13 protein-coding genes and 1 tRNA gene are annotated in these 15,006 nt (G+C 70.9%); 5 read left to right on the top strand and 9 right to left on the bottom strand.

What is annotated here, in order from left to right; genetic code table 11:
* Positions 1 to 7 precede the first annotated feature (7 nt).
* The 3 genes from ispE to NYO99_RS18725 are packed head-to-tail and all read right to left on the bottom strand — an operon-like array spanning position 8 to position 3,160.
* A complete protein-coding gene (gene ispE / locus NYO99_RS18715; protein ID WP_268168799.1) occupies positions 8 to 913 on the bottom strand; it encodes a 4-(cytidine 5'-diphospho)-2-C-methyl-D-erythritol kinase in 906 nt (301 codons plus the stop codon).
* Complete coding sequence (locus NYO99_RS18720) at positions 897 to 1,430, bottom strand: outer membrane lipoprotein LolB (RefSeq protein WP_268168800.1); 534 nt, start codon at positions 1,428 to 1,430, stop codon at positions 897 to 899. The genes ispE and NYO99_RS18720 overlap by 17 nt, the downstream gene beginning before the upstream one ends.
* A complete protein-coding gene (locus NYO99_RS18725) occupies positions 1,427 to 3,160 on the bottom strand; it encodes a tetratricopeptide repeat protein (protein WP_268168801.1) in 1,734 nt (577 codons plus the stop codon). The genes NYO99_RS18720 and NYO99_RS18725 overlap by 4 nt, the downstream gene beginning before the upstream one ends.
* A 62-nt stretch (positions 3,161 to 3,222) precedes the next feature.
* Here NYO99_RS18725 and mutM point away from each other — a divergent pair, with 62 nt between their 5' ends.
* From mutM to NYO99_RS18740, 3 genes are all read left to right on the top strand, one after another.
* The gene (gene mutM / locus NYO99_RS18730) at positions 3,223 to 4,041 is read left to right on the top strand and encodes a bifunctional DNA-formamidopyrimidine glycosylase/DNA-(apurinic or apyrimidinic site) lyase (RefSeq protein WP_268168802.1); all 819 of its coding nucleotides are present in this window, start codon (positions 3,223 to 3,225) and stop codon (positions 4,039 to 4,041) included.
* On the top strand, positions 4,026 to 5,042 hold the full coding sequence (gene mutY, locus NYO99_RS18735; RefSeq protein ID WP_268168803.1) for an A/G-specific adenine glycosylase: 1,017 nt from the start codon (positions 4,026 to 4,028) through the stop codon (positions 5,040 to 5,042). Before mutM ends, mutY begins: the two co-directional genes overlap by 16 nt.
* Before the next feature lie 73 nt (positions 5,043 to 5,115).
* Positions 5,116 to 6,912: a methyl-accepting chemotaxis protein gene (locus NYO99_RS18740; protein WP_268168804.1), complete on the top strand. Its 1,797-nt coding sequence runs from the start codon at positions 5,116 to 5,118 to the stop codon at positions 6,910 to 6,912.
* Here NYO99_RS18740 and NYO99_RS18745 read toward each other — a convergent pair.
* The 6 genes from NYO99_RS18745 to NYO99_RS18770 all read right to left on the bottom strand — a co-directional run bounded on the left by NYO99_RS18745 (position 6,909) and on the right by NYO99_RS18770 (position 13,732).
* Positions 6,909 to 8,045 (bottom strand): FAD-dependent oxidoreductase, encoded by a 1,137-nt coding sequence (locus NYO99_RS18745; RefSeq protein ID WP_268168805.1) that lies wholly within the window; start codon positions 8,043 to 8,045, stop codon positions 6,909 to 6,911. The two genes, NYO99_RS18740 and NYO99_RS18745, sit on opposite strands and share 4 nt — an antisense overlap.
* Before the next feature lie 10 nt (positions 8,046 to 8,055).
* The gene (locus NYO99_RS18750; protein WP_268168806.1) at positions 8,056 to 9,777 is read right to left on the bottom strand and encodes a M56 family metallopeptidase; all 1,722 of its coding nucleotides are present in this window, start codon (positions 9,775 to 9,777) and stop codon (positions 8,056 to 8,058) included.
* Positions 9,774 to 10,157, bottom strand: coding sequence for a BlaI/MecI/CopY family transcriptional regulator (locus NYO99_RS18755; protein WP_268168807.1), 384 nt, complete (start codon positions 10,155 to 10,157; stop codon positions 9,774 to 9,776). Before NYO99_RS18755 ends, NYO99_RS18750 begins: the two co-directional genes overlap by 4 nt.
* Positions 10,158 to 10,232: 75 nt before the next feature.
* A complete protein-coding gene (rapZ, locus tag NYO99_RS18760; RefSeq protein ID WP_268168808.1) occupies positions 10,233 to 11,153 on the bottom strand; it encodes an RNase adapter RapZ in 921 nt (306 codons plus the stop codon).
* Complete coding sequence (recN, locus tag NYO99_RS18765; protein ID WP_268168809.1) at positions 11,150 to 12,853, bottom strand: DNA repair protein RecN; 1,704 nt, start codon at positions 12,851 to 12,853, stop codon at positions 11,150 to 11,152. The genes rapZ and recN overlap by 4 nt, the downstream gene beginning before the upstream one ends.
* Before the next feature lie 12 nt (positions 12,854 to 12,865).
* The gene (locus NYO99_RS18770; RefSeq protein WP_268168810.1) at positions 12,866 to 13,732 is read right to left on the bottom strand and encodes an NAD kinase; all 867 of its coding nucleotides are present in this window, start codon (positions 13,730 to 13,732) and stop codon (positions 12,866 to 12,868) included.
* 67 nt (positions 13,733 to 13,799) lie between these two features.
* Between NYO99_RS18770 and hrcA the strand changes: the two genes are divergently transcribed.
* Both hrcA and NYO99_RS18780 read left to right on the top strand, forming a co-directional pair.
* Positions 13,800 to 14,804, top strand: coding sequence for a heat-inducible transcriptional repressor HrcA (gene hrcA / locus NYO99_RS18775; RefSeq protein ID WP_268168811.1), 1,005 nt, complete (start codon positions 13,800 to 13,802; stop codon positions 14,802 to 14,804).
* 23 nt (positions 14,805 to 14,827) lie between these two features.
* Positions 14,828 to 14,904: transfer RNA gene (locus NYO99_RS18780), tRNA-Ile, on the top strand.
* Positions 14,905 to 15,006 lie beyond the last annotated feature (102 nt).

A 15,006-nucleotide genomic window follows, 5' to 3' on the forward strand; every position in this document is an offset into this window, starting at 1 on the left:
AACTTGTTCAGTCTGCCCAGCCGCTGAGCGGATGGGTGGCCAGACTGTGGCAGATTCGACCGGTCCACCCTTCAGGCTGTGCCTGAAGCAATGTCGCCAGGGACTGATCGTCCTTGCCATTCTCTCCGTTCTCGGCCAACACCGAAAACACCGCAGCGCCTGAGCCCGTCATCCGGGCGTTGCCGAATCGCTTCGACATCAGCGCCACCGCGTCTCGCACGTCACTGCTGATCGCTCCTGCCGCGGGCTGCAAGTCGTTTCGACCGAAGTCGGGACCGTACCCGCTGCAGTTTTGTTCTGCAGTTCCTGCCGAGGCGGGAAAGCCCATGACTATAGCGAGCTTTTCTGACCTTGCCAACAGATTGCTTGAAAAAATTTCCTTGGTTGCCAGACCGCCGGGGCCTTTGATGACGGCAAAGCGCTGTTGCGGCAGCGTGATCGGGTGCAGGACTTCGCCGATGCCTTCGACGAAAGCCGGCCCGCCGCCCAGGAAAAAGGGCACGTCGGCGCCCAGCTTCAGGCCCAGTGCCAGCAGTTGCGACAAGGGCAGGCGCAGATCCCACAGGCGGTTCAGCGCGAGCAGCGTGGTGGCGGCGTCGGACGAGCCGCCGCCCATGCCGGCGCCGGCCGGCAGGCGCTTCTCCAAATGGATGTCGGCGCCCAGCGTGCAGCCGGTGTGCTGCTGCAGCAGGCGCGCAGCGCGCAGGCAGAGGTCGTCGGCGGGGAGGTCGCCGCCGAGCACGTCGTGCCGCTGCAGCCGGCCGTCGCTGCGGCATTCGATGTGCAGCGTGTCCATCCAGTCGATGAGAACGAACACGGACTGCAGCAGGTGATAGCCGTCGTCGCGCTTGCCGACGATGTGCAGGAAGAGGTTGAGCTTGGCCGGCGCGGCCAGGTCATGGAATGCTTTCATCGCCTCCGTCCAGTTTGGCGCGCAGCGTGACGACGGGCGCGGCCAGGCGTGTGGCGACGAGCGCCGGCAGCTTGGGTTCAATGCGCCAGCCCAGTTGCTCGAAGCCGTTGGCGGTCTTTTGGTGCGGGGCTGCGGGCCAGGGGCGGGCCTGCAGCCAGTCGAACAGTGCGGCCACCGGCACGGCCTCGCCCAGCATCTCGCGGGTCAGCGCGTCGAGGTCGTCGAACTGGCGCTCGCCGTCGGGCGTTTGCAGCGTGGCCCGGCCGGGCTGCCAGCTGGCGCGGGCCAGCAGCGGGCCCAGCGGCGAGGTCAGCTCCAGCCGTCCAGCCTCCGGGCCGCCGAACAGCTCGAAGCTGGCCGCGCCGCCGGTGCCGCGGTTGTGCACGTCGCCCGCCACGGTGACGCTGATGCGACCGCCCAGCCGGGCCTGTGCTGCGGTGGCGCCGTCCGTCGGGGTCTTGGGCAGTTGCGCGCAGCCCGCGAGGGCCAGCGCCAAAGACAGAACGATGGCTCTCACGGCTTGACCTGGAGGCGCTTCAACGTGTCGCGCAGGGCCTCGTTGTCCGGCTCGCGCTGCAGGCCTTGCGCGAAGACGAGGCGGGCCTCGTCCGGCGCACCGCTAGCCCACAGGGCCTCGCCGAGGTGGGCCGCGATCTCGGCATCGGGCCGGCCGCTGTAGGCCTGTCGGAGCAGCTTCACGGCTTCGGCCAGGTTGCCCAGGCGGAACTCCACCCAGCCCAGGCTGTCGACGATGAAGGACTCGCCCGGCGCCAGCTTCAGCGCCTGCTCGATGAGTTGCTTGGCTTCGGTCAGGCGGACGTTGCGATCGGCCAGTGAGTAGCCCAGCGCGTTGTAGGCGTGGTGGTGGTCGGGCTTGAGGGCGATGACGCGGCGCAGCTGCGCCTCCATGTCGCCGAAGCGGCCCAGCTTCTCGCTCATCATGGCCTGCTCGTACAGCAGGTCGGTGTCGTCCTTGAAGCGCTCGGTGGCGGCCTTCAGCACGTCGGCGGCGGCGTTGTGATCGCGCCGTTCGCGCAGCAGCTGGGCCTCGGCCAGCAGCGCGGCGCGGGCGTCGGCGTCACTGGCATCGCCGGGGGCCTGCAGCAGCTTGCGGGCCTGCTCCAACTGGCCGCGGCGAGCCAGCAGGCTGGCGCGGCGGTAGCGCACGTCCAGCTCGTTGCCGTCGATCTTCTGCAGCGCGGCCTCGGCGGCCTTCAGGTCGCCGCGCTGCTCGGACAGCTGTGACAGCATCAGCCACGCGCTGCGCCGGCCCTCGGCACGGGCCTTGACCTCGGCGTCCGTGCCGGGGGCGGGCGTGTCCAGGCGCTTGAGGCCTTCGCGCAGCGCGGCTTCGGCGGCGGGCAGGTGCTTGAGATCCAGCTCGACGGCGCCCAGCGCCAGCCAGACAGCCGGGTTGTCGGGCGTGGCCTCGGTCAGCAGCCGGAACTCGCGTGCCGCGTCGGCGTTGCGCTGCACCTTCAGCAGCGTGCGGGCGTAGGCCTGGCGCAGCGCGTGCTGATCGGGCTTGCGGGCCAGGCGCGCAGTGATGAAGGACTCGGCCTGCGGCTCGCTGGGCATGAGGTCGACGGCCAGTTGCATGGCGTCGTCGCCGTCGGGTAGGGCCTTGTCCAGCTCGTGGATGAGCGTCAGTGCGCGCCCGTTTTCGCCCGCGTTGACGGCCAGGCGCGCCTCCGTGAACGCCGCGGCGGGCTTGAGCGCACCGGTTTGTGCCTGCAGCACGGGGGCCAGCGCGGCGTACACGGCCTTGGGGTCGGGCGAGCGCTGGAACAGATGGGGCAGCGAGACGATGTAGCCCTGGCGCTTCTCCGCTGGCGCCAGGCGCAGCAGGGCCCGCAGCGGCTGCGTGAGCTCGGCCGGCTTGTTCAGCAGCGCGAGCAGTTGCACGATGGTCTGGTGCGCCTCGACGGATGTGGGCACGGTGTCGGCCCAGCCGCGCGCAGCCAGCAGCGCCTGGTCGCCCGCGCGGGCCTGCAGCGCGATGTTGACCACGCGCTTGAACAAGGCCTCGTCGCCGGTGCGCCGTGCAGCGTCCAGCAGCACCTGGAAGGCGACGCCGACCTGGCCGTTGCCCAGCTCCAGTTCGCCGATCAGCAGCTGGTAGAACAGCGGCGCGTCCATCGACGAGTTGCTGACGGGCGGGGTGGCGGGCGGCGCCTCCTGGGCGTGGGCGTGCAGCCCCAGCAGCAGGGCGGCGGCGCAGGCGACGCGGCGGACGATGAACGGCATTCGGACTCCAGCGAGCCCCCGGGGCGACCCCGGGGATAGGGCGCTGATTATGATTTCCGCCCATGCCCGAGTTACCCGAAGTCGAAGTCACGCGCCGCAGCTTTGCCGCCGCCATCGAAGGCGCCCACGTGACCGGTCTGCGCCTGGGAAAACCGCTGCGCTGGCCGCTCGGGGTGGACCCCGAAACCCTGCTGGGCGCCCGCGTCGGGGCCGTGCAAAGACGCGGTAAATATTTGTGGCTGCCGCTGGGTGAGGCGGGCGGGCTGCTGATGCACCTGGGCATGTCGGGCTCGCTGGCCTTTCTCGACACGACGCCCGCGCCCGGCACGCACGACCACTTCGACCTGCACACCGACCGCGGCCTGCTGCGCCTGACCGATCCGCGCCGTTTTGGCGCCGTCGTCTGGGGCGCGGCGCTGGAGGCCGAGCCGGTCACGACGCTGCTGGCCGGCCTGGGTCTGGAGCCGTTTGACGAGCGCTTCGACGGCCTGCACCTGCACGCGGCCCTGAGCGGCCGTCGCGTGGCGATCAAGCAGGCGCTGCTGGCGGGCGACATCGTCGTCGGCGCCGGCAACATCTACGCCTGCGAGGCGCTGTTCATGGCCGGTATCGATCCGCGCCTGGCCGCCGGCAAGCTCAGCCGGCCGCGCGCTGACAAGCTCGCGCTGGCCGTGCGCACCGTGCTGGGCCAGGCGCTGGAGGCGGGCGGCACGACGCTGCGCGACTTCCGCGACGCGCACGGCGTGGCCGGCAGCTTCCAGATGCAGGCCCAGGTCTACGGCCGCGAAGGCGAGCCCTGCCGGCGCTGCGGCACGGCCATCCGGCGCATCGTGCAAGGTCAGCGTTCCACCTTTTTTTGCCCCACATGCCAGAAGCGTTGATCGAGGACTTCGGCAAGACCGTCGTCGCCTGGCAGAAGCGCCATGGCCGCCACACGCTGCCGTGGCAGAACACCCGCGATCCCTACCGCGTGTGGCTGTCCGAGGTCATGCTGCAGCAGACGCAGGTGACGACCGTGCTGGGCTACTACGAGCGCTTCCTCGCGCGCTGGCCGCGGGTGACCGACCTGGCCGCCGCGACACTGGACGAGGTGCTCGCGCAGTGGGCCGGCCTGGGCTACTACAGCCGCGCGCGCAACCTGCATGCCTGTGCCAAGGCGGTGGCCGAGCTGCATGGCGGCGAGTTCCCGCGCAGCGCTGCGGGCCTGCAGACGCTGCCGGGCATCGGCCGCTCCACCGCTGCGGCCATCGCGGCCTTCTGCTTTGCCGAGCGCGTGGCCATCCTGGACGGCAACGTCAAGCGCGTGCTGTCCCGCGTGCTGGCCTACGAGGGCGACCTCGCCAGCAGCGCCGCCGAGAAGAAGCTGTGGGACCACGCCACCGCGCTGCTGCCCGCGCACGAGGTGGACCGTTACACGCAGGGCCTGATGGACCTGGGCGCGACGGTCTGCGGCGCGCGCTCGCCCGACTGCCTGATCTGCCCGGTGCAGCCGCTGTGCCGTGGCCAGCAGCAGGGCGACCCGACCCGCTTCCCCATCAAGACCAAGAAGCTCAAGCGCAGTCAGCGTGAGAACTGGTGGCTGTGGGTGGAGCGGCAGGGCCAGGTCTTGCTGCAGCAGCGGCCGGCCACCGGTGTGTGGGCCGGTCTGTGGACGCTGCCGATGTTCGACGACGAAGCCAGCGCTCGTGCCGCGCTGCCGGGCAGCGCAGTCGAGCCGCTGCCGCGCATCCAGCATGCGCTGACGCACTTCGACTGGGTGCTGCACACCTTGCGCGCGCAGGAGCCGGCACGTTTGCTTTCAGAGGGCACCTGGGTGGCCCGCGAGCGATTGGGTGACTACGCGCTGCCTGCGCCGTTAAAAAGGCTCATCGACGGGGGGTGACCCGGCGCCGCCTGCATTGCCCGGCCTGGGGTAAACGGGCACAGTCAACTCAGAACAAGACGAGGGGACTGCCATGGACTTCCTGAAGAACCTGCGCGTCGGCGCGCGCCTGGGGCTGGCGTTCGCGCTGGTGCTGGCGCTGATGCTCGCGATGGCCGCGGTGGGCGCGCAGCTGGTGCGCTCCATCAACTACTACGCGGAGTACTACCCCCAGAACATCCTGCCCTCGCTGCGCGTCATCCACAAGGTCGACGGCGCCATCGGCGATGTGCGGCGGCTGGAGCAGCAGCACATCCTGACCGACGACGACAAGGAGAAGAAGGCCATGGCCGGGCGCATCGCCCAGGCACGCAGCGAGATGGCCAAGGCGTTCAAGGACTACGAGGCGCTGGCGTCGGATGACGAGGACCGCGCGCTGTTGAAGAAGGTGAGCGATGCGGTGGCGGCCTACCTGGCGCTGCAGGACAAGGTGCTCAAGGCCTCCGATGAAAGCGCGGCCGACCCGACCCAGGGCACGGCGGCGCGCGAGATGTCCATGGGCGCGGTGGGCAGCGTCTACCTGCCCGCGCGCGAGGCCGTCGCCACATGGTGGGAATACAACGAGAAGCTGGCCGCGCAGGCCACGGTCTCGGCGGCGGCGGCCTATCAGCGTGTGCTGTGGATCTTCGGCATCGTGTCGGCCGTGGCGCTGGCCCTGGGGGCCTTGGCGGCGCGCATCATCACGCGCTCCATCACCGGCCCGGTGCAGCAGGCCTCGGCCGCGGTCAAGGCCGTGGCGGGCGGCGACCTCACGCAACGCGTGGTCAGCACCAGCCGCGACGAACTCGGTCAACTGCTGGCCATGCTGGACGACATGACGCAGAACCTCGCGGGCATGGTGTCGGGCGTACGCCAGGGGTGCGACCAGCTCAACGTGGCTGCGGCCGAGATCGCGCAGGGCAATGCAGATCTGTCGGCGCGCACCGAAAGCCAGGCCTCCAGCCTGGAGCAGACGGCCGCGTCGGTGGAGCAGATGGCCTCGCAGATCCGCGCCAACGCCGACAACGCCCGTCAGGCTGACCAGCTCGCGAACCGCGCGTCCGAGGTCGCGCAGTCCGGTGGCGCGGCGGTGGGCGAGGTGGTCGCGACCATGGAGGCCATCTCGGCCGCCAGCCGTCGCATCGCCGACATCATCGGCACCATCGACGGCATCGCGTTCCAGACCAACATCCTGGCGCTGAACGCGGCCGTGGAGGCCGCGCGGGCCGGCGAGCAGGGGCGTGGCTTTGCCGTCGTGGCCGGCGAGGTGCGGCTGCTGGCCCAGCGCAGCGCCGAGGCAGCCAAGGAGATCAAGAGCCTGATCGGCGACAGTGTCGCCAAGGTGGAGAGCGGCAGCACGCAGGTGCTGTCGGCGCGCGAGACCATCGACCAGATGGTGGGCGAGGTGCGCCGCGTGAGCGACCTGGTTGGCGAGATCATGGTGTCCAGCCGCGAGCAGAGCGAGGGCGTGGGCCAGATCAACACCGCCGTCAGCCAGCTGGACCAGGCCACGCAGCAGAACGCGGCACTGGTGGAGCAGACGGCGGCGGCCGCGGAGAGCATGCGCACGCAGACGGGCAAGCTGGTCGAGGCGGTCGCGGCCTTCCACGTCAGCGGCGCGCCGAGGCAGGCGCCGTTGTCGCGCGCGGCGCCTGCGCCAGCCCGGCCATCAGCAGCCAAGCCGGTGGCGGCCCGGCCGTCGATCAAGCCCGCCGCACCGCGCCCGCCTGCGGGCGGTGCGGCGTCGCCCCGACCCGCGCCACCCTTGCCGCCCACGCCGCCCACGCCGCCTGCGGTGACGCCAGCGCCGCGCGCGGCCGCTGGCGCCGAGGGCGACTGGGAGACCTTCTAGCCGAACAGCGCCGCGAGGCGCCGCACGGCGTCCTCTGCCTGCGCACGGTCGGGGCGCAGGTCGGCGCTGCCGAAGTCGTGCTCGCCCATCGCGGCGATCAGCAGGCCGTCGCGGCGCGGCAGCGCGACGACGTTGCGGCCGCGGTAGATCACCGCGTAGTCCACGTCGGGCTGCGGGATCAGCCGTGCCGTCTGGCCGCGCACCGGCGTCAGGTGCGGGTCGCCCAGCAGCGTGCGCGCGCCGTCGCCGGTGCAGTTGGCGATGACGCGCTCGGGCAGGCGTGCCCAGTCGCGCGGCTGGTGGAACTCGCGCTGCACCAGCTCGCCGCCGTCGCGGGCGAAGTCGTCCAGCAGCAGCCGCTGGTAGGCCGGGATGTTGAACACCAGCTGCGTGAAGCGGCGCGCCTGCACGTGGCGGAACGGGTGCTCGTGTGCCGCCAGCGCCTGGCCGCGTGGGCGCAGATCGGCGACGCGGCCGGCGAGGTCGGGGTAGTCCGGCTCGCCGGCATGGGGCGCGTAGTTGGGCAGCGGTGCATCGAAGCCGTGGTCGGCGACGAGGTAGCCGTCGTGCCATTCGACCGGCCCGCTCGGCAGGCCCAGGTAGCCCTGGTGCAGCTTGAAGGACGCGCGTGCCATCGCCTCCCAGTCGGCACACCAGGCCTCGCTGGCGTGCTCGGCGGTGACGATGCGCGAGTCTGGCGTCCACAGGCCGGTGGCCGCGCCGGAGTGCACGTGCGGTGGTCTGTCCCTGGCGTAGAGCCGCACCTTGAAGCCCGCCTGCTGGGCGGTGCGCGCGGTGGTCAGGCCGATGGCGCCGCAGCCGATGACGGCGATGCGCTCGCCCGGCCGGGCATGGGCCTGCAGCAGCGCCAGCGCGCGCTGCGCCGAGCCCCAGCTCAGCGACCAGCCGCTGCCGCCGTGGCCGTAGTGGTGCACCACGGTCTTGCCATGCAGCCGCTGCGCCTCGATGCGCGGCCCCGGCGCACGGAAGGGGCGGATGCCGACGGCGATGTCGATGAGGCGGTCAACCTGCAGCCGCATGGCGGTGGGCGTGCGCGGCGGGGCGAAGTCCAGCGCCGAGGCGGGCAGGGCGATGCCTGCGGCCGCGGCCGCGAACAGCTGACGTCGTTGCATGGCGGGAGTCTCAGGACTGCTGGCGGGTCAGCGACTTGCGGATCAGCGCCGCATCGCGCAGCCGTTGTGCCGAGCCGTCGGCGTCCAGCAGCACGACGGTGATGGGCCGTTTGCCGTTGAGCATGCGCATGGCCAGGCAGCGGCCGGCTTCCTCCGTGTAGCCGGTCTTGGAGACACGGATGTTCCAGCCCTTGGCCCCCACCAGCCGGTTGGTGTTGCGCAGCTCGCGGGTGCGGCCGTCCACCGGCACCTTGGCCTGCTTGGCGCTGGTGATGCGCTCGATCTCGCGGTAACGCGCGGCCGCGGCGGTGATGACGGCCATCTCGCTGGCCGTGGAGGTGTTGGCCGGCGACAGGCCGGTGGCCTCGGCGATGGAGGTGCGGCGCAGCCCCAGCGCGCGCACCTTGGCATTGACCGCCTTCACGAAGCCGGCCTCGCCGCCAGGGAAGTTGCGCGCGAGCGCCGAGGCGGCGCGGTTCTCCGACGAGATCAGCGCCATCTCCAGCGCCGCCTGGCGCGACATCTGCGTGCCCACGCGCACCTTGGAGCGGCTGTGCTTGAGCGTGTCGACGTCGTCGCTGGTGATGCGCAGCTTCTCGTTGGGGTCCAGCTTGGCGTCCAGCACCACCATGGCGGTCAGCAGCTTGGTCAGCGAGGCGATGGGCACGACGGCATCGGCGTTGCGCGCCATCAGCACCTCGCCGGTGGCGTCGTCCACCACCACCACATGCTTGGCGTTCACCGGCAGGCGCAACTCCTGCGGTGCGGGTGCGGCCTTGGCGGCGGGCGCCGGCTCGGCCGGCACGGGTGTGTCGCGGCCCTTGGCCTGCACGACGAAGCTGGTGGCTGCGATCAGCAGCGCCGGCAGCGCCAGCTTCCAGCCCGTGGCCTGCGGTCGCGGTGCCAGCAGGCGCTCGATGCGGCGCAGCAGATCACCGCCGCGCGCGGCCATGGCCAGGGCCGGGGCCTCACCGGTGGGCAGCTCGCTGAGCGCGTGCAGCGCCCGGGCCAGCCGGCGCCCGCCGTCGGCCTGGCCCAGCAGCTCGGCCGAGATCTCGTCTGCCACCAACTCGCGCTCGCTGCGCAGGCGGGCCGACAGCCACCACACCACAGGGTGGAAGAACAGCAGCGCCTCGACGACGCTTTGCAGCAGGTTGGCGGCGTAGTCCCAGCGCCGTACATGGGCCAGTTCGTGGGCGAGCAGGGCTTCCAGCAGGTCCACGGGCAGGCGGCTCAGCAGCGCGGCCGGCAGCAGCACGGAGGGCTTGAGCACGCCCAGCGCCACCGGGCCGTCCAGCTCGGGCAGCAGCCGCAGCGCCACGGGGCGGCGCAGGCCCAGCCGCCGGGCGAGGGCGTCCAGCCGCGCCTGCCACTCGGCCGGGGCCGGCGTGGCGCGGCGGCGCGCGCGGCCCACCCAGGCCAGGCCCAGCGCCAGGCGCGCCAGCATCAGGCTCGTGCCCAGTGCCCAGGCGGCCACCAGCGCGGGCATCTGCGAGGCCAGCGGCAGCTCACCGGCGATCTCGACCTCGGCCGGCGCCAGGTCCAGGCATTGCGCCAGCGGCAGTACCAGGCACAGGCCCAGCGCCAGCGCGCAGACGGCATAGCGCCAGCGCGCCGATGCGCCGCGCAGCAGGGCCAGCAGCAAGGCGGCCACGGCGCCGACGACGGCGCCCTGCCAGACGAAGTTCACCAGGGCCCAGCCCCAGGCGTTCAATGCGATGGATGCGCTCATGCGGCGTCATCTCCTTTCGGGGCCAGCAGCTGGCGGATCTCCGCGCGCTCCTTGGCACTGACATGGTTCTTGAGGGCCGCCAGCACCAGCGCCTTGCCCGAGCCCGCGAAGGCCTTGGCGATGAAGTCCTTCACCAGCGACTGCTGCAGCTTGTCCTGCGCCTGCGCGGGCGCATAACGCTGGGGGCGTTGGCTTTCGTCGCGGGTCAGCAGGCCTTTGCCGTGCATCACCTGCAGCTGGCGCAGCACAGTGGCGTAGGTGGCGTCGGGGCGCTCGGGCAGCAAAGCCTCGTGCACGGTCTTGGCGTCGGCCGGGCCCAGCTGCCACAGCACACGCAGCAGGTCCAGCTCGGCGGCCGTGGGATGGGTGGGGGCTGACATGTGTTCAGAATAGATGTTCTAGAACGATTTGTCTAGAACAAATATTCTGAAGTGCCGGGCGGGCCCCGGCGCGCTTCAGCGGGCGTCCAGCTCGCGGTGGCGGCGCAGCACGTGGCCGTGGTGGCTGAATTGCCGGGCCAGCATCTCCACCAGGTAGACCGAACGGTGCTGGCCACCGGTGCAGCCGATGGCCACGGTCAGGTAGCTGCGCTGATCGGCCGCGAAGTGCGGCAGCCAGCGCGACAGGAAGCCGGCGATCTGGCCCATCATCATTCCTACCTCGGGCTGCGCCGCGAGGTAGGCCGCCACCGGCGCGTCGCGCCCGGTCAGCGGGCGCAGCTCGCGGTCGTAGTAGGGGTTGGGCAGCACGCGCACGTCGAACACGAAGTCCGCATCGCTGGGCACGCCATGCTTGAACGCAAAGCTCTCGAACACCAGCGTCAGCTTGGTGCCGGCGTTGGGACCCACCAGGTCGCCCAGCCAGGCGCGCAGCTGCGCCGGGCGCAGCTGGCTGGTGTCGATGACGGTGGACTCGGCCTTGAGCCCGCCCAGCAGTTCGCGCTCCAGCTTGATGGCATCCAGCAGCAGGCGGTGGCTTTCGGCGGCGGCGGCCGTGCCGTCCAGTCCGCCGAAGGTGGTCTCGCGGTCCTCGCGCAGCGGGTGCGGGCGGCGGGTCTCGGAGAACCGGCGCATCAGCGCCTCGTTGCTGGCATCCAGGAAGATGGAGCGCACCGGCACGCCGGAGGACCGGAGCTGCTTGAGCAGCGGCAGCATCAGCGGCAGCGAGCCCGACGAGCGCACGTCCACCGCGATGGCGACGCGCCGCTCGCCGCGCTGTTCTTCCAGCTTCAGGAAGTCCAGCAGCAGCTCGGCCGGCAGGTTGTCCACGCAGAAATAGCCGGCGTCTTCCAGCGCATGCATGGCCACGGACTTGCCGCCGCCGGACATGCCCGTCAGCAGGACGACGTCGCCCTGAACCTCGTGTTCCATGGTCATGACTTGGCCTTCCTTGGCTTGGCCGTGCTGGTAGAGGCCGCCAACATCTCCTGCGCATGCGCGAGGCTGGTGGACGACAGGCGTTCACCGCCCAGCATGCGCGCGATCTCGGCCACGCGGGCCTCGCCCGCCACCGGCGCCACGCGGCTGGCGGTGGCGCCATCTTGCAGGCTCTTGGCGACCACCAGATGACGATCCGCGCAGGCGGCCACCTGCGGCAGGTGGGTGACGGCCAGCACCTGGCGCTGCCCGTCGGCCGCATGGCCCAGCTGCTTCATGAGCCGGCCCACGGTCTCGGCCACGGCGCCGCCGATGCCGACGTCGATCTCGTCGAAGATCAGCGTGCCCGGCGCGTGGCCGTGTGTGTTTGCGGCCTGGCTGGTTGTCACGGCAATGGCCAGCGCGATGCGCGACAGCTCGCCGCCCGAGGCCACCTTGGCCAGCGGCCGTGGTGTGCTGCCGGCATGCCCAGCCACGAGGAACTCGGCGGACTCGACCCCCCAGCTCTGCGGGCCGTCGGTGGCGTTGAGTGCAATGTCGAACTGGCCGCCGGCCATGCCCAGCTGCTGCATGGCGGCGGTGACGGCGGCCGCCAGCGCGGGCGCGGCCTGGCGGCGTGCGCGCGTCGCAGCCTGGGCTTGCTGGTCGAAGGCCTGGCGCGCGGTGGCCAGCGCGGCTTCCAGCTGCGCGGGGTCGCTGGCGGCGTCCAGTGCGGCCAGCTCAGCGCGCCACTGGGCCAGCAGCGCGGGCAGTTCCTCGGGCGGGCGCCGGTAGCGGCGGGCCAGCGTCATCCACGCCGACACGCGCTCGTCCAGCTCGGCCAGCCGCTCGGGGTCCAGGTCAGCCTTGTGCAGATAGCCGGCCAGCGTGTGGCTGGCGTCGGCCAGCTGCGCCTGCACATCGCGCAGCGCCTGCACGGCGGGCAGCAGGCGGGCGTCGTGGTCCAGCACGCGTTCCAGTTGGTCCAGCGCCCCGGCGGCCAGCGACTGCGCGCTGGGCTCGGCGTCGTCCAGCGCGTCCAGCGCTGACTTCGCCGCATCGATCAGCGACTGACCGTGCGACAGCCGGCCGTGCTCGGCATTCAGTTCGTCCCACTCACCGTCGGCAGGTGCCAGGCGGTCCAGTTCGGCGATCTGCCAGGCCAGCCGCTCGCGTTCGCGCTGCGCCTCGGCCTGCAGGCCCTGTGCCTTCTGTAGCGCCTCCAGCGCCTGCTTCCAGGTGGCGTGGGCGCGGGCCAGCGGGGCGGTGTCCAGCCCGGCGAAACCGTCCAGCAGCTCTCGCACGGCGGCCGGGCGGGTCAGGCCTTGCCAGGCATGCTGGCCGTGGATGTCCAGCAGGTGGTCGGCCAGCTCGCGCAGCTGCGTCAGCGTGGCGCTGCCACCGTTGATCCACGCGCGGCTTTTGCCCGCGGCGTCGATAACGCGGCGCAGCAGCAGCACGTCGTCGACGTCGAAGCCGGCCTCGTCCAACCAGCCGCGCAGGTGGGCCGGCGTGTCGAACTCGGCCGTGATCTCGGCCTTGGCCGCGCCCTCGCGGACGACGCCGGCATCACCCCGGCCGCCCAGCGCCAGCTGCAGCGCGTCGATGAGGATGGACTTGCCCGCGCCGGTCTCGCCGGTCAGCACGGCAAAGCCGGGCTCGAAGTCGAGCTCCAGCGTGGGAACGATGACGAAATCCTTGAGGCTGAGATGCCGCAGCATGGTGAAAGAGATCTAGAGATACCAGCGGAGCTTGCGGCGCAGCGTGGCGTAATAGCTCCAACCCTGGGGATGCAGGAAGCGCACCTGATGCTGGCTGCGGCGCACGGTGATGGTGTCGCCGTGCAGCAGGCTGGCCAAGCTCTGCATGTCGAAGTTCACCGACGCGTCGCGGCCGGCGACGATCTCCAGCCGCACCTCGCCGTTGTCGGGCAGCACGATGGGGCGGTTGGACAGCGTGTGTGGCGCGATGGGCGCCAGCAGCCAGCCGGCGATGCTGGGGTGCATGATGGGCCCGCCGGCCGACAGCGCATACGCCGTGGAGCCGGTGGGCGACGCGACGATGAGGCCGTCCGCCCGCATGTTGGCCACGAACTGCTCGCCCACCGACACCTTGAGCTCCACCATGCCCGACGTGCCGCCGCGACTGACGACCACGTCGTTCAGCGCCAGCCCCGAGAAGATGGACTCGCCGTCGCGCAGCACGCCGCCTTCCAGCATCGCGCGCGACTCGACTTCGTAGTCGCCCGCCAGCACCGGCGCCAGCGACTCGCGCCAGCGCTCGATGGGGATGTCGGTGATAAAGCCCAGGCGCCCCTGGTTGATGCCCAGCAGCGGCACGCCGTAACGCGCCATCTCGCGGGCAAAACCCAGCATCGTGCCGTCGCCGCCGACGACGACGGCCAGGTCGCAGGCGCGGCCCAGTTCGTCGTGGGAGAGGGCGTCGTAGCCCGTCATGCCGGTGTTCTGGGCGGTGTCCGCTTCCAGCGAGACATCCAGCCCCTGGCTGCACAAAAACTGGGCAATTTCTTCCAGCACCGGCTGTATGCCCGGCGCCTGATGCTTGCCCACGATGGCGACATGTCTGAAGCGCTCGGCCATGCGGCAAATTACACCACAGGGGTATCGCCCCTACAGGAAGGAAAGGGGGTGTCCATAGAATGACGGCATGCTCGACGAGCGATCCAAATCCCTGCTGAAAACCCTGGTTGAACGCTACATCGCCGACGGCCAGCCTGTCGGTTCGCGCACGCTGTCCAAGGCCTCCGGGCTGGAGCTCAGCCCCGCGACCATCCGCAACGTGATGGCCGACCTGGAAGACCTGGGCCTCATCGCCAGCCCGCACACCAGTGCCGGCCGCATCCCGACGCCGCGCGGCTACCGGTTGTTCGTCGACACCATGCTGACGGCCCAGCCCGGCCGGCTGGAGCTGGAGGCGCAGCTGCAGCCCGACCAGCCGCAGCGCGTCATCGCCAGCGCGGCGCAACTGCTGTCCAACCTGTCCAGCTTCGTCGGCGTGGTCACGGCGCCCAAGAAGCCCAGCGTGTTCCACCACATCGAGTTCCTGCGCCTGGGCGAGCGGCGCGTGCTGGTCATCCTGGTGTCGCCCGATGGCGATGTGCAGAACCGCGTCATCTTCACCGCGCAAGACCTGACCCAAGCCGAACTGGCCGAAGCCAGCAACCGCCTGAATGCCAACTACGCCGGCCTGACGCTGGAGGCCGTGCGCGAGCGGCTGCGCCACGAGATGGATGCGCTGCGCGGCGAGATCGCCGGCCTGATGAGCGCCGCCGTGCAGGCCGGCACCGAGGCCATGGCCCAGCAGGACGAGCAGGTCATCGTCTCCGGCGAGCGCAACCTGCTGACTGTGCAGGACTTCAGCCACGACATGGGCAGCCTGCGCCGCCTGTTCGACCTGTTCGAGCAGAAGACGCAGCTGATGCGCCTGCTGGACACCTCCAGCCGCGCCGAGGGTGTGCGCATCTACATCGGCGGCGAGAGCCAGGTCGTGCCCTATGAGGAGTTGTCCATCGTGTCGGCGCCCTACGAGGTGGACGGCCAGGTGGTGGGCACGCTGGGCGTCATCGGCCCCACGCGCATGGCCTACGACCGCATGATCCAGATCGTCGACATCACCAGTCGCATGGTGGGCCAGGCACTGTCCCAGCGCTGACTAGAATGCGCGGCTCCTCTCGGGGGCCGTTAGCTCAGTTGGTCAGAGCAGAGGACTCATAATCCTTTGGTCATTGGTTCAAGTCCAATACGGCCTACCAATCAAACCCAGCACAAAGCCAGCTTCGCGAAGCTGGCTTTGTGCTTTGTGGGTGCCGCGCAGGCGCTGTGTAGGCGCATGCGCTCTGCACGACCTGCGTCGG

The organism is Roseateles hydrophilus, assembly GCF_026712245.1.
Classification (GTDB): domain Bacteria; phylum Pseudomonadota; class Gammaproteobacteria; order Burkholderiales; family Burkholderiaceae_C; genus Pelomonas; species Pelomonas hydrophilus.

Excerpts from the sequence above, each read along its gene's own strand:
- NYO99_RS18740 (WP_268168804.1), top strand. The coding sequence starts at position 5,116 with ATGGACTTCCTGAAGAACCTGCGCGTCGGCGCGCGCCTGGGGCTGGCG.
- NYO99_RS18750 (WP_268168806.1), bottom strand. The coding sequence starts at position 9,777 with ATGAGCGCATCCATCGCATTGAACGCCTGGGGCTGGGCCCTGGTGAAC.
- mutM (WP_268168802.1), top strand. The coding sequence starts at position 3,223 with ATGCCCGAGTTACCCGAAGTCGAAGTCACGCGCCGCAGCTTTGCCGCC.
- hrcA (WP_268168811.1), top strand. The coding sequence starts at position 13,800 with ATGCTCGACGAGCGATCCAAATCCCTGCTGAAAACCCTGGTTGAACGC.
- NYO99_RS18745 (WP_268168805.1), bottom strand. The coding sequence starts at position 8,045 with ATGCAACGACGTCAGCTGTTCGCGGCCGCGGCCGCAGGCATCGCCCTG.
- recN (WP_268168809.1), bottom strand. The coding sequence starts at position 12,853 with ATGCTGCGGCATCTCAGCCTCAAGGATTTCGTCATCGTTCCCACGCTG.
- NYO99_RS18770 (WP_268168810.1), bottom strand. The coding sequence starts at position 13,732 with ATGGCCGAGCGCTTCAGACATGTCGCCATCGTGGGCAAGCATCAGGCG.
- mutY (WP_268168803.1), top strand. The coding sequence starts at position 4,026 with ATGCCAGAAGCGTTGATCGAGGACTTCGGCAAGACCGTCGTCGCCTGG.
- NYO99_RS18755 (WP_268168807.1), bottom strand. The coding sequence starts at position 10,157 with ATGTCAGCCCCCACCCATCCCACGGCCGCCGAGCTGGACCTGCTGCGT.
- NYO99_RS18725 (WP_268168801.1), bottom strand. The coding sequence starts at position 3,160 with ATGCCGTTCATCGTCCGCCGCGTCGCCTGCGCCGCCGCCCTGCTGCTG.
- rapZ (WP_268168808.1), bottom strand. The coding sequence starts at position 11,153 with ATGACCATGGAACACGAGGTTCAGGGCGACGTCGTCCTGCTGACGGGC.
- ispE (WP_268168799.1), bottom strand. The coding sequence starts at position 913 with ATGAAAGCATTCCATGACCTGGCCGCGCCGGCCAAGCTCAACCTCTTC.